Source organism: Kribbella koreensis, assembly GCF_039525325.1.
In the GTDB taxonomy this organism is placed as follows: Bacteria; Actinomycetota; Actinomycetes; order Propionibacteriales; family Kribbellaceae; genus Kribbella; species Kribbella koreensis.
Window position 1 is genome coordinate 482,259 of record NZ_BAAAHK010000013.1, and the last position, 13,140, is coordinate 495,398.

Sequence of the window (13,140 nt, forward strand, 5' to 3'; positions counted from 1 at the left end):
CATGCCGCTCCCTCGCAGAACCCCGCGAGTACTACGTGCCGCCACCGCCCTCGCGCTGGCGTCTGCCCTGCTCGCCGCCAGTGCTTGTGGTGGCGACTCCGGTGGTCCGTCGTCATCGTCCGACGGTGGCAAGGTCACGCTCCGGTTCACCTGGTGGGGATCGGACACCCGGACCAAGCTCACCCAGCAGGCCATCGACGCGTACCAGAAGGATCATCCCGACGTCACCATCAAGGGCGAGTTCGGCGAATGGTCCGGCTACTGGGACAAGCTCGCCACCACGGTCGCGGCCAACAACGCGCCCGACATCATCCAGATGGACGAGAAGTACCTGCGCGAGTACGCCGATCGCGGCGCGCTGCTCGACTTGAAGAAGGCCGACGGCCTCGACACCGGCAAGTTCGAGCCGGACACCTTGGCGGCCGGCGAGTTCGACGGCGGACTGTACGGGCTGAATGCCGGGATCAACTCGTTCGCCGTGATCGCGAACCCTGCTGTCTTCAAGGCCGCGGGGGTGGCGCTGCCGGACGACACCACCTGGACCTGGGACGACTATGCGCGGATCTCCGCCGAGATCTCCTCGAAGCTGAACGGCAAGGCGTGGGGGACCGGCACGCTCGGGCAGAACGAGGCGTCGCTGAATCTGTGGGCCCGGCAGAACGGCGAGTCGCTGTGGACGAAGGACGGCAAGCTCGGCGTCTCCGAGGACAAGGCGACCAGCTTCTTCCAGTACGTGCTGAAGTTGCGCGACGCGAAGGCACTGCCGTCGGCCGAGGCGGTCTCGCAGGATCTGAACGCGGCGCTCGACCAGTCGATGATGGCGACCGGCAAGCTGGCGATGAGCCTGATCTGGAGCAACCAGTTGCTCGCGATGGACAAGGCGTCCGGACAGCAGATGAAGCTGCTGCGGATCCCGAGTACCGACGGCAAGGCGGCCGACAACGGCTCGTACTACAAGGGATCCATGTTCTGGTCGATCTCGTCGCGGTCCAAGCAGCAGAAGGCGGCGGCCGAGTTCGTGAACTATCTGGCCAATGCGAGTGCGGCCGGGAACATCCTGCTGGCCGAACGCGGCGTACCGCCGAACACTGAGATCCGAAAGGCGGTGGCGTCGAAGCTGCAGCCTGCCGATGCCACGTCCGCGAAGTTCATCCAGGACATCGGCAAGGAGCTCGGCGAGCCGTCGCCTGCGCCGCCGGTCGGTGGCGGGCAGGCGGAGAAGATCGTCCAGCGGTACACGACCGAGGTGCTGTTCGGTCGCCAGTCGCCCGACAAGGCAGCGAAGGCGATGCTGGACGAGATCAGCGGGGAGCTCAAGTAGTGTCCTTGCCACGGGTGGCCGTGGTCGGCATCCACGGCCACGGCGCCTCCCACGTACGCCGAGCCATCCACCTCACCGCAGCTGGTGCCTGCCGCCTCGTAGCAGTCGCTGATCCCCGCCCCCCAACCCCCGAAGAACTCGCCTCGCTGCTGGGCACCCGGCCCCCCATCGCGGGGACCTCGCCCGTGGCTGCCTCGCCGCTGGCGCCCCCGGCCGCCACGCCGGCGGGCGGGGCGCCCGCCGCCGAGCCCGAGGCTGACCGCCGGGTTGAGCCCCGGGTCTACTCGGGTCTGCCGGATTTGTTGCGTGCTGAGGATGTTGATGTTGTCGTGCTCAGCACTCCGATTCATACGCATGCAGCGCTTGCGGAGTTGGCGTTGCGAGCGGGGGCCGATGTGTTGGTGGAGAAGCCGCCGGTGGCTTCTCTGGCGGAGTTCGAGCGGTTGGCAGAGGTGGTGGAGGAGACCGGGCGGAGTTGTCAGGTCGGGTTTCAGGCGCATGGATCGGGGGCCGTTCGCGCGCTCGCCAGTATGGTTGCCGAGGGCGCCTTCGGTGAGATCGAAGGGATCGGCGCGACGGGGAAGTGGGTGCGCAGACGGGCCTACTGGCAGCGAGCCAAGTGGGCCGGTCGGCGGACGTTGGACGGCATACCGGTGGTGGACGGGGTGGTGACGAACGCGTTCGCTCACTCGGTGGCGGCCGCGTTGCTGATTGACGGATCGGGGCGTGCGGAACAGGTCGCAGGGGTTGAGACCGAGCTGTTCCATGCCAACGAGATCGAGGCCGACGACACCTCGACGGTCCGGATCCGGACGACTCGCGGTACGGCGATCGTTGCCGCGCTCACCCTTTGCGCGGCCGACGACGAGCCGCCCAAGATCACCGTCTACGGGTCGAAGGGCCAGGCAGTACTGAGCTACACGACCGACGAGCTGGAGGTGGGCGGCAGCACGACGCAGTACGGGCGGGATGACCTGCTGGAGAACCTCCTCGATCATCGGCGCGACGGGGTGGCGTTGATCGCGCCGCTCGAGGAGACGGGCGGGTTCATGCGGGTGCTTGACGCTGTTCGGTCGGCGCCGGCGCCGGGGGAGGTGGCGGCCAGTTGGGTGGGGGATGGGGATGAGCGGCATCCCGTAGTACCGGGGATCGAGAAGTGGATAGAGCAGGCGGCCGAGCGGCAGCAGTTGTTCAGCGAACTCGGCGCGCCTTGGGCACAACCAACAGAGAATCGGAGCTTCGACAGATGACGCAGAACCTCGGTTGCAACCACGCCATCGGCCGGTCCATCCAGGTCACGGCGGCTGATCGCGAGCTGTTCACCTACGTGTACCGGCCGACCGACCCGCAACTGGAGTCGCCGCGGCCGTACCTGCACCCGATCCGTACCCTCGGCGGCGACCTGGTCTCCGTCTTCCGGCCGCACGATCACGTCTGGCACAAGGGGATGACCTGGTCGCTGCCGCACTTCGGGCACGAGAATTTCTGGGGTGGACCGACGTTCTCGATCGACAACGGCTATGAACAGCTCGACAACAACGGCTCGATGGACCACGACCGGATCGACGCGCTCGACGTCACGGACGAGTTCGTCCGCTTCTCGCATCACCTGTCGTGGCATCGGCAGGACGGCGTCCACGTCGTCGACGAGCAACGCACGCTGACCACCCGGCTGGCCGACGACGGCTGGGTGCTCGTCTACGAGACGGCGATGACGAACGTCTCCGGCGACACGGTCCAGATCGGCAGCCCGACGACAGCAGGCCGGCCCAACGCGGGGTACGGCGGCCTGTTCTGGCGCGGCCCACGATCCTTCACCGGCGGTACGGTGCTCGCACCCCAAGGCCTGGGCGGCGACGAACTCCGCGGCCAGCGCGCGACCTGGATGGGCTTCTCCGGCAAGCACGACGATGTCGACCGGGCCTCCACGCTGATCATCGTCGACGCCTCCGACAACCCGAACCACCCACCGGAATGGTTCGTCCGCTCCGAGGACTTCGCGGCCGTCTGCCCGGCGCCCTTCTTCTCCGAGGAACTCCCCTTCCGCGCGGGCGAGACCCTGACCTTCCGCTACGCCACCATCGTCGCCGACGAAGGCTCGGACGACACCCGCTCCACCCTCCTCGCCACCCAGGCGACCAAGGCGCTCACCGCGTGAACGAGATCGGGCCGGGAACCCCGCCGAGTACTCAGTTGGAGATGGGTAAGGCAGGTGGAACGACTCGATCGCACTGAAGTATTAGGCAATTGGGGTTGATGCAGGGATGGCTTTGATGGCTTTGCTCGTGTCTACCAGGAAGTCCTCGATCACGTGAATCACCAGGTCGCATTGAGAGCCGACAGCTGTCATCTCCCTGTGCCGGCGCCCGCGGTTGCCTCGTCCGCTGGGATCGACCAGATCTAGCTCATGGCTAATCTCGTTACGTGCCGCGAAGAAGGGCTTGAGGTTCTGGAGGTTACTATCCACAAGAGTTCGTGCAGTCAGTCCGAGAGCATCGCGAACTGACTGGAGATCCTGCCAAGATTGGAGGCTTGAGCCGGCCAGATCTTCGACATAAAGGTCGATCAGACGCGCTCGTGGGTCTGCGGATGTGATCGCGCTCTTGGTTGCTTTGGTCAGCTCGCCGCGAAGCCGGTGCTCGTGCATATAGCCGGTGAACTTGCCGTCCGCTGCGCCGCCCGCGTGGATGAGGTCTGGCAATGCGTCTCGGAGTAGTCGCCGGAGGCAAGCGTCGAGTCCGGCGGACGTGAAGACGATGGCGGCACGGACCTGGTCAAGTTGATCCTCTGTTAGGCGGCGCGGATTTCCCTCTTCGGCTGACCTCTCGCGGAGTACGTGAAGGGTGTCGAACAGACCCGTTATCGCCTTGTGTGTAGCTGTCAACCGAGCCCAGCTGGGAGTCACCGCAGCCGGGCAGCCATGTGGCTTGCGACCGAGCGGCGTCAGCTGAACCCTGGTGAGCTTCGGGATTCGGTCCTGGGATTTAGCTGCTGCAGCCATCGGTGCTTCCTCGCGACCTACGCGTATGTACGTTGACCTGGCCAGCGGTTTGAGTCGTATCAAGCAACGGGTCAGATCGCCGGTGGTTGAGCCATCGACACTGCAGCTTATCGAAGACTGATGGCAGGCGTCCGGGAGGACAGCGCCTCTACGTGTCGGCAATCGATCGTTCCAGACGGCCGAGGCACTGCCTCGGACTTGGGTGTGTATAGCTTGAAGAAGGCGTGGTGCTCCAGCTGATCTCCCAGTCGGGCTGGAACCCCGCCCCCGGCGTTCCAGCCCGACTCAGCTCAGCTCCAGTCAGCGCACGAAGAGCCAGTACTCGCCGCTCGGACCGGCCGGCCGGCAGTCCCAGTCGTTGAAGCCTTCGCGGACGTACTGCTGCCCGGCGTCCACGCACCGGCGGTAGTTCGGGTACTTCGCGATCGCCTGCCAACCGGTGACGACCGAGACCGACGTACCGGCCGTAGCTGCGGCCTGGGCCGACACTGCCGGGGCAAGCACGAGCAGTCCGAGGGTGGCCAGACCGGCGCTGGTCAGTGCTGCGGTGATACGCATGGGCGGCTCCTTGAGCAGGGGGATCGGTGTCGTGGGGACACCGGCTTGGCTGAGAGCCTTGTCCGCGCGGCCGGCGGCGTCGCGGTTTTCGAACGAACTCGATCAGCCCGATTTCCACCCTCTACCAGGTGTGAAGTGATCGCTTGATGGGGAGGTAGGGGTAGCGGTAGAGAATCGTTTCCGGTATCGCCTCCCCTGAAGGGCCCGGGAACCGGTAGCCTCATCCAGCCACCTGGATGGCATCGCTGTAACCACCACCGACGAAACTGCCGGAGAGCCCAAACCGGTCAGGAGACCACGTCTTGCAGGAGAACACCACCAGCACCAGTACTGGCGAGCTCGCCAACGTACCCCTTACCGGTGCTGACAAAGTCGCCTACGCCTTCTACGCCACCGCCGCCACAGCCGCCCTCGTCGGACAGGTCTGGGCCGGTGTCACACACATCCCGTGGCCGGACGAGGGCTTCTCGCCGTTCCTCAAGATCGCCCTGGTCACGCCGGCCGTCGCGGTCATCGAGCTCGGAGGTGTCGCCACCGCCGCTCTTGCCGACCTGCGCCGTCGCAAGGGTGAGCAGGCCTACGCCTACCGGGCGATGTCGCTGTTCGCGGCCATCGTCGCGCTCGTCTTCAACGTCGTCGGGCACTGGCGGCCGGAGGAGCGCTTCCTGGCTTTCGGCTTCGGTGGCCTGTCCGCGTTCGCCTACGTGCTCTGGCTGATCCACAGCTCCGCGCGCCGCCGCGACGCGTTGCGCAAGGCCGGCCAGATGGCCACCACCGGACCCGTCTACGGCGTGGTCCAGTGGGCCCGCGAGCCCAAGGTCACCTGGGCCGCGCGCTCGATCGCACTCGAGCACGGCCTCGGCCTGTACGAGAGCCTGCGGGCCGCCCGGGTGCAGCGGCGCAACAACGCGCGCCGCGACGCCATCGCCGGAACCGTCGCCGAGTACATCCGTTCGGAGCACCAGGACGAGCGGCTCGCGAAGATCGCCGAGACGACGTACGACGCGGACCGGCTGGCCGGGATGCTCGAGGAGCGGATCAACTACGAGGTCATCACCAACAAGCTGACGCTGGCGATCTCACCGCCGCCGCCACCCGAGCCGGAGCCGAAGCCGGAGGAGCGTGGCGACCTGCGCGCGGCCGTGTGGGTCGTCGAGGGCACGACGCCGCCACCGGTGCAGCAGATCCCCGTTCAGCAGTTGCCGGCCCAGCAGGTCCGGCCGACCGGCGGAGTACCGCTGCGCGACGACGAGCAGTGGGGCGAGGCGATGACCGGCGAGTTGATGGCGGTCGACTACCTGCCCTACGACCGTAGTACCGAAGAAGCCGACGAGGCCGAGGTGATCGAGGAGGCCGCCGCGGCTGAGGCTGCAGCGGTCGCCGAGGCAGCAGCCGTCGCAGCGGCGCAGCCGGTCGTGGCCAAGCCGCGGCCGGAGTCTCCGTTCGCCGAGCACCCGGTCGACGAGCAGCCGCCTGCTGTCGACAAGCGGCCGGCCCGGAGGCCGGCTGCCAAGCCGGCGGCTGCTGAGCCTGCGGCGGCCAAGACGGCTGCTGCGGCGCCGAAGAAGAAGGCCGTCGTCCGTAACGGTGCGGCCAAGCCGGCCGCGTCCGTGGTCGAGCAGGCTCAGGTCGAGCCGGTTGTCACGCAGCCTGTCGTCACCCAGCCGGTCGTCACCCAGCAGGTCGAAGAGCCGGCCGTCATCGCTCGTGAGGTCACCGCGCGGACGACTCCGTCGCGTCCGGCGGCGCCGCGGCCGAAGTCCAACGGCGCCGGTGGCGACCTGGAGAAGAAGCGGATGCGCGCCTGGGCGCTGCTGTCCGACTGGCCCGAGGACCGTCCGCGCACCGCGGCGACCCTCGCGTCGGCGATCGCGTCGTCCGAGACTGACGCGGCGCGGCTGCTCGCGGAGTACGACAAGGAGAACGGCTCCAGCAACCTCACGCTGGTCGCCAACTCGCAGAACTGAGTTGTTGCTGTGAAGGAGGGGTGGCCGCCTGGGCCACCCCTCCTTTCCAGTTAGCCGAGGTTGACCGGGAGTTCCGCGAGGCCGCTCACCAGCACCCGGCGCCATTTGAGCTCCTCGGCGGGCTTGGCGAGGCTCATCTTCGGGAAGCGGCGCAGAAGCGCGAGCAGGGACTCCTGCAGCTCGATCCGGGCGAGCTGCGCGCCGAGGCAGAAGTGCGGCCCGAAGCCGAACGACAGTTGCTTGTTGTCCTTGCGATCGAGCTGCAACTCGTCGGGATTCTCGAACTGACGCGGATCCCGGTTCGCCGAGTTCAGCGCGGCCATCACGCCTTCACCAGCCTTGATCTGTACTCCGTGCAGCTCGACATCCTCAACAGCCACGCGCAACTGGCCGACCTCGCTGAACCGGTTGAAGCGCAGCAGCTCCTCGACCGCGGACGGCACCAGCTCGTGGTTGCCGACCAGCCGGGCCCAGTTCTCCGGCCAGCGCAGCAGGGTCGCGACGCAACTCGAGATCTGGTTCGCCGACGTCTCGTGGCCGGCCACGAGCAGGTTGACGCCGAACGAGATCAGCTCGTCATGGCTGAGCCGATCGCCTTCCTCGCGCGCCCGGACGAGCTCGTCGAGCAGGTCCTCGGCGGGCTGGTCGGTGGTCGCGAGCTTGCGGGTGACCAGCTCGTCGATGTACGCCGTCAGGTCGGTCATCGCCTGTTCGACGAGATCCTTCTCGGCCATCCGCATGCTGTAGCCGAGTTCCGTCCATTCGCGGAACTGGTCGCGGTCGGCGTACGGGACGCCGAGCAGTTGGCAGATCACCTGGATCGGCAACGGGAGCGCGACGAGTTCGCGGATGTCCGCGCCGTCGCCTGCCTTGGCGACGTCGTCGGCCAGTTGCGCTGACAGCTCGGCGACCCAGGGGCGGGTGCGTTCGATGCGCCGGTGCGCGAAGGTCGTCGAGACCAGTTTGCGCAGCCGGGTGTGCTCGGGCGGGTCGGTGGTGGTGAGGCTGTTCGGCATCGGCTTGGCCAGCGCGACTCTCGGGGCGCCTTGCTTGACGACTGCTGCCCGGGAGAATCGGGGGTCGGCGAGGACCATGCGCACGTCGTCGTACCGGGTCACCAGCCAGACCTCGGCTCCCGCGAGCGTCCGCACGCGCGCGACCGGGCGGCCTTCGCGCAGTTCGGCGAAGGTCGGCGAGGGGTCGAACTGGAAGGCGTCGGCGAACGGGATATCAAGCACCGGTTCCGTCATACCTCCGACCCTAAGCGGGTTAGGTAACCCTTCGCTCAACGCTCCAGCGGGTCGGGTTGGTGTCGCCGCCGAGGCCGCGGAGGAGGGTGTCGATCAGTCGGGTTGCCAGCGCGTCGGTGTCGGCCTCGCCGGCATCGGCGGTGGAGCGATCAAGACAGCCTAGGTTTCCCAGACGGGGACGGAGGGCAGGCCGCGGAGTTGGCGGGCGTCGTCGGTGAGTTCTTGGATGAGGGTCGTCTTGGCGGCGGTGTAGTCGAAGCCGGAGAGGCCTTCGGTGGCGAGTCGGCGTTTCAGTTCGGAGTACCGGCGGACGGCCTCGGGGGTCGCGCGGAGGTGGTCGTGCAGGATGCGCTGGTTGAGGCCGTCCCAGACCTCATCCGGGAAGACGTGCAGGTTGCTGGTGAGGATGCCATCGACAACGCGGGTGTAGGTGCGCCGGCCGGGCGGGCCGGCGGGCTCGTGGTGGAAGCCGAGGTCCGCGAGTTGCGGATCCTTGCCTGAGGCAACTTCCAGCGAGACGGCCCGGGCGGCGATGTCGATGGCGGGCTTTGCGACCAGGCCCGGCACCGCCGTACTGCCGATGTGCTCCAGCTCGGTGACCGCGTCCCCGAAGGCTTCCTGCAACTCCGCGGCCAACGCCGCATACTGCCCGGCCCAGGCCTCGTCGTACTCCGCCAGAATCGTCACCCAGGCAGGCTAATCGGGGCGAAGGTCCTCCGGTACGCCGTCGGAGTCGTCGCGAGGGTTTTGGCGAAGTGCTGGCGGAGGAGGAGCGGGCTGCCGAAGCCGCACGAGGTGGCGATCTGGTCGATGGTGAGGCCGGTCGTCTCGAGCAGCTCCTGGGCACGGGTGATGCGTTGGCGGATGAGCCACTGGAGCGGAGTACTGCCGGTCTGCGCTCGGAACTGGCGGCTCAGAGTGCGCGTGCTCATCGACGCTTGCGCGGCGATCGAGGCGAGGGACAGCGGCTCGGCCAGGTTCTCCTGCATCCACCGCATCACCGGCTCGAGCGAACCCTCGCCGGCGACGGTCGGCGCGGTGATGAACTGCGCCTGCCCACCATCGCGATGGGGTGCCATCACCAGTCGCCGTGCCACGTTGGCCGCGATCGCCGAGCCGTAGTCCCGGCGTACCAGGTGAAGACAGAGGTCGAGCCCGGCCGTCACCCCTGCCGAGGTCAGCAGGTCGCCGTCGTCGAGGTAGAGCACATCGGTCGCCACCTCGACCTGCGGATACTCGCTCGCGAGCCGCTCCGCGTGCGCCCAGTGGGTCGCGGCCATCCGTCCATCGAGCAGACCGGCCTCGGCCAGCGTGAACGCACCGGTGCAGATGGATGCGATCCGGATCCCTCGCCGATGCGCTTCCCGCACGAGCGCGACGACCTCGGCCGATGCCTTGTACGCCGCGGGCACGATGATCGTGTCGGCCTCCAGCGCTTCCTCGAAGCTGTACGGGGCTTGGGCGCGGAAGATCTCCAAACGGTGCGCGCGCACCGTCGTACCGGCCCGGTCGCCGCAGACGCGCACGTCGTACAACGGCTCTCCGCTGGCCGGGTCATGAGCAGCCGCAAACACCTGGCAAGCGCCCGTGAGCTCGACCCCGACGACACCTTCGATGGCCAGCACCGCAACTGTCCTCATGGCTCGAATCTAGCCAACGCAGTCCATCGAGCCACTCTCGGCAGTGGGTGGCCGGCCGGGACCGACCTTGCGTACTGGTTGCTGGAACGAGAGCCGCGGTCGGTTGGTGGGGAGCTGCGTGGGGAGGGCCACGCAGCTCCCGGAGTACTACTTCGTGCCGAAGGTGTAGATGGTGGTGGAGGTGAAGGTCTGGCCGGGGCGGAGGACGGTGGAGGGGAAGGTGGGGTGGTTGGGGGAGTCGGGGAAGTGCTGGGTCTCGAAGGCGAAGGCGTCGCCCTGGCGGTACGACTTGTTGCCGATCCCCTGGAAGGTGCCGTCGAGGAAGTTGCCGCTGTAGAACTGGGCGCCGGGCTGGCTGGTGTGGACGGTGACCGTGCGGCCCTCGGTGGGCTCCCAGAAGCGGGCGGCGAAGCGGAGGCCTTCGTGGTCGGGCTTGCCGCTGAGGACGAAGTTGTGGTCGTAGCCACGCCCGATCACCAGTTGGGGGTGGTCGTCGCGGATCCGCTTGCCGATCGCCGTCGGGGTGTTGAAGTCGAACGGCGTACCGGCCACCTGAGCCAGCTCGCCGGTCGGGATCAGGCCGGCGTCCACCGGCGTGTACTTCGCGGCCTTCAGCTCCAGCACGTGGCCGTCGATCGAGCCGGTGCCCTCGCCAGCGAGGTTGAAGTACACGTGGTTGGTCAGGTTGAGCACGGTCGGCTTGCCGGCGACCGTCGCGAGGTAGTCGATCCGCAGGTTGTCCTGCTTGTCGAGCGTGTACGTGACCGTGCTGGTCAACTCGCCCGGGAAGCCCATCTCGCCGTCCGGGCTGACATAGGTGAACGCGACGCCGACCACCTTGTCGGTCTTCACGACCTTGGCCTTCCAGACCTTCTTGTCGAAGCCGATCGTGCCGCCGTGCAACGCGTTCTCGCCGTTGTTGACCGGGATCTGGTACGTGTGACCGTCGAGGGTGAACTTGCCCTTGGCGATCCGGTTCCCGTACCGGCCGACGGTGGCGCCGAAGTACGGGCTGAGGGCCGCGTAGTCGGGCAGGTTGTCGAAGCCGAGGCTGATGTTCTCGGTCCGGCCGCGCCGGTCCGGCGTCTCGACCCGCTGGATGGTCGCCCCCCAGGTCAGCATCGAGATCGTGGTCCGGCCGTTGGTGAACGTGTAGACGTCCACGCCGACGCCTTCGGGAGTGGTGCCGAACGGATCCTTGCGGATCTCCAGCTTTCCGTGACCGTGCTGCGCATTCATGGCGGCGACCCTATCCGGGCTCGCGTCCGCGGTGCTGCTCAGCGCACCGGCCGCGGCGGCGCCGAGACCGAGCGCGCCGGCGGTGCGCAGTACTTGTCGGCGGGGCAGGTTGTCTGACATGGAATCCCCTCACTTGTGCTGGGCGGTCGTCGGCGGGGAGAGCGTGCACATGGCCGACCCGGGCACTGTAAGCAGGGTTGTCCAGTGTTTGGAATAGTTTGTAACGGTTCGAATTCGTCCGATGACTGGCCGGTATCGGCCAGTGTGACTGTCGTATTGACCAGATCCGTCCGGCTCGGGGCTGGTTGAAGCCTTACCGACGGTGGGGCTCGGCGCCGACGATGGAGCCATGACTCAGACAGCGCTACTCGTGATCGACGTCCAGGAATCCTTCCGGGTCCGGCCGAACTGGAGCGAGGTGAACCACCCCGACATCGCCGACCGGGTGAACCGCCTCGTCCACGCCGCGCGCGCGAACGGCGAACTGGTCGTCTGGGTGTTGCACACCGAACCCGGGACCGGCGGCGCCTTCGATCCGGCCAACGGTCACGTCCGGTTCATCGACGGACTCGAGCCCGCCGAGGGCGAACCGTTGCTGACCAAGACCTCACACAACGCCTTCACCACGACCAATCTGCAGCAGCTCCTCACCCAGCACGGCGTCCGCGAGGTCGTCGTCAGCGGGATCCGTACCGAGCAGTGCTGCGAGACGACCGCGCGGGTCGCCTCCGATCTCGGGTACGACGTGACGTTCGTGACCGAGGCGACCGCGACCACGCCGTTGCCGCACTGGACGATGCCGGCCGACGCGACCCTGGCCGACGTACTGGCCGACCCGCGGACCCTCTCCCCGGAGACGATCGTGGAGCGGACCGAGTACGTGCTGGCCGGCCGGTTCGCCACCATCCGGACACTGGACGAGGTTGCGCCACCGGTTCTGGCATCCTGACCGGATCATGCCTACCCGGGTCGTCTTCTTCCTGCTGCCGAAACTGCACCTGCTGGACCTCGCCGGTCCGGCCCAGGTGTTCTCGACCGCGAACGATCTCGGGTACGGCTACGACCTGACGTACGTCGCGGAGTCGGTGGAGATCGTCACGGCCCAAGGGGTGCCGGTCAAGGCGCAGTTGGAGTGGCCGGAGCTTGGGTGCGCCGACCTGATCGTCGTACCGGGCTGGAGGTCGCCTGCCTTCACGCCGACTCCGCACATGTCCGCGATGGCCAAGCATCGGCTGCGGGCTCATCATGCGGCCGGTGGTTCGGTGGCCAGCGTGTGTTCTGGCGCCGATGCGCTGGGTGCCGCCGGGCTGCTCGACGGGCGGCGCTACACGACGCATCACGACCTCACTGATGAGCTGGCCGCGCGCTACCCGAAGGCGCACATGGTCCGCGATGTCCTGTACGTCGTTGACGACCGGGTGATCACCTCGGCCGGGATCGCCAGCGGCATCGACCTGGCGCTGCACCTGGTCGCCGCCGCTCGCGGAGCCGAGGCGGCGGCCCGAGTCGCTCGCCAGATGGTCGTCTACGCCCGTCGCAACGGCGACGACCGCCAGGAGAGCGCGATGCTCCGCCACCGCGGCCACCTCAGCGACCTGGCCCACCGAGTCCAAGACATCATCGACAGCCGGTACGCCGACCAGCTCCGCCTAGCCGACCTGGCCGCCGGCGTAGGCGTCAGCGAGCGGACCTTGACCCGACTCTTCACGACCGCCACCGGCCTCACCCCGTTGCGCTACCAACAACTCCTCCGCCTAGAACGAGCCGAACACCTGATCAGCCACGGCACCACGGTAGAAGCCGCAGCCCGAGCCGTCGGCTTCGAAGACGCCCGAATGCTCAGACGCCTCCGCTCCAGAACAATCCCAGCCTGACTGGCGGTGTGCCGCGTCGGGTGGGGGACTCGGATGGCCGGCCCGGGTTGGCGTGCAGTGCCCAGCCGGTCACTTGGCGATGGTCGCGTTGCCGTTGGTGTCCTTGTCGCCTCGGTGGGTGCGGGCGATCATCGCGCCCTACTCGCACCCTGGCTGGCGGGGGTCGGCTGGCGACTTGTTCGGCGGCTGACGTCCTGTAGGCGGGCAGTCGCCGAACAACCGGCGTTCGCTCGCGGGGTTCGTCCCGTGGCCTGATACTTCGTGCCACTGGCGCCAGAACCCAGCAGTGT

12 protein-coding genes are annotated in these 13,140 nt (G+C 67.7%); 6 read left to right on the forward strand and 6 right to left on the reverse strand.

Features of this window, described 5'->3' with window-relative positions; all coding sequences use genetic code 11:
- Position 1 precedes the first annotated feature (1 nt).
- The 3 genes from ABD116_RS26525 to ABD116_RS26535 are packed head-to-tail and all read left to right on the forward strand — an operon-like array spanning position 2 to position 3,479.
- Positions 2-1,321, forward strand: a complete 1,320-nt coding sequence (locus ABD116_RS26525; protein WP_343975772.1) for an ABC transporter substrate-binding protein — start codon at positions 2-4, stop codon at positions 1,319-1,321.
- Entirely contained in the window at positions 1,321-2,571 is a 1,251-nt protein-coding gene (locus ABD116_RS26530; RefSeq protein WP_343975775.1) for a Gfo/Idh/MocA family protein, read from the forward strand. The genes ABD116_RS26525 and ABD116_RS26530 overlap by 1 nt, the downstream gene beginning before the upstream one ends.
- Positions 2,568-3,479 carry a DUF6807 domain-containing protein gene (locus ABD116_RS26535; protein ID WP_343975778.1) on the forward strand — a complete coding sequence of 304 codons (912 nt, stop codon included), beginning with the start codon at positions 2,568-2,570 and terminating at the stop codon, positions 3,477-3,479. Before ABD116_RS26530 ends, ABD116_RS26535 begins: the two co-directional genes overlap by 4 nt.
- An 81-nt stretch (positions 3,480-3,560) precedes the next feature.
- Here ABD116_RS26535 and ABD116_RS26540 read toward each other — a convergent pair whose 3' ends face one another.
- A complete protein-coding gene (locus ABD116_RS26540) occupies positions 3,561-4,322 on the reverse strand; it encodes a hypothetical protein (protein ID WP_343975781.1) in 762 nt (253 codons plus the stop codon).
- A gap of 300 nt (positions 4,323-4,622) precedes the next feature.
- Positions 4,623-4,880, reverse strand: coding sequence for a hypothetical protein (locus tag ABD116_RS26545; RefSeq protein WP_343975784.1), 258 nt, complete (start codon positions 4,878-4,880; stop codon positions 4,623-4,625).
- A 302-nt stretch (positions 4,881-5,182) separates the two neighbouring features.
- On the opposite strand from ABD116_RS26545, the gene ABD116_RS26550 reads away from it, so the two are divergent.
- On the forward strand, positions 5,183-6,847 hold the full coding sequence (locus tag ABD116_RS26550; protein WP_343975787.1) for a hypothetical protein: 1,665 nt from the start codon (positions 5,183-5,185) through the stop codon (positions 6,845-6,847).
- 50 nt (positions 6,848-6,897) lie between these two features.
- On the opposite strand, the gene ABD116_RS26555 is transcribed toward ABD116_RS26550, so the two are convergent.
- From ABD116_RS26555 to ABD116_RS26570, 4 genes are all read right to left on the reverse strand, one after another.
- The gene (locus ABD116_RS26555; RefSeq protein WP_343975790.1) at positions 6,898-8,097 is read right to left on the reverse strand and encodes a cytochrome P450; all 1,200 of its coding nucleotides are present in this window, start codon (positions 8,095-8,097) and stop codon (positions 6,898-6,900) included.
- Between the two features lie 159 nt (positions 8,098-8,256).
- Positions 8,257-8,784 (reverse strand): GrpB family protein, encoded by a 528-nt coding sequence (locus tag ABD116_RS26560; RefSeq protein WP_343975793.1) that lies wholly within the window; start codon positions 8,782-8,784, stop codon positions 8,257-8,259.
- A complete protein-coding gene (locus ABD116_RS26565; RefSeq protein WP_343975796.1) occupies positions 8,781-9,737 on the reverse strand; it encodes a GlxA family transcriptional regulator in 957 nt (318 codons plus the stop codon). Before ABD116_RS26565 ends, ABD116_RS26560 begins: the two co-directional genes overlap by 4 nt.
- A gap of 147 nt (positions 9,738-9,884) precedes the next feature.
- The gene (locus tag ABD116_RS26570) at positions 9,885-11,096 is read right to left on the reverse strand and encodes an aldose epimerase family protein (RefSeq protein WP_343975799.1); all 1,212 of its coding nucleotides are present in this window, start codon (positions 11,094-11,096) and stop codon (positions 9,885-9,887) included.
- A gap of 229 nt (positions 11,097-11,325) precedes the next feature.
- On the opposite strand from ABD116_RS26570, the gene ABD116_RS26575 reads away from it, so the two are divergent.
- A complete protein-coding gene (locus tag ABD116_RS26575; protein WP_343975802.1) occupies positions 11,326-11,925 on the forward strand; it encodes a cysteine hydrolase family protein in 600 nt (199 codons plus the stop codon).
- Positions 11,926-11,932: 7 nt separating this feature from the next.
- Complete coding sequence (locus ABD116_RS26580; protein ID WP_343975805.1) at positions 11,933-12,850, forward strand: GlxA family transcriptional regulator; 918 nt, start codon at positions 11,933-11,935, stop codon at positions 12,848-12,850.
- Positions 12,851-13,140 lie beyond the last annotated feature (290 nt).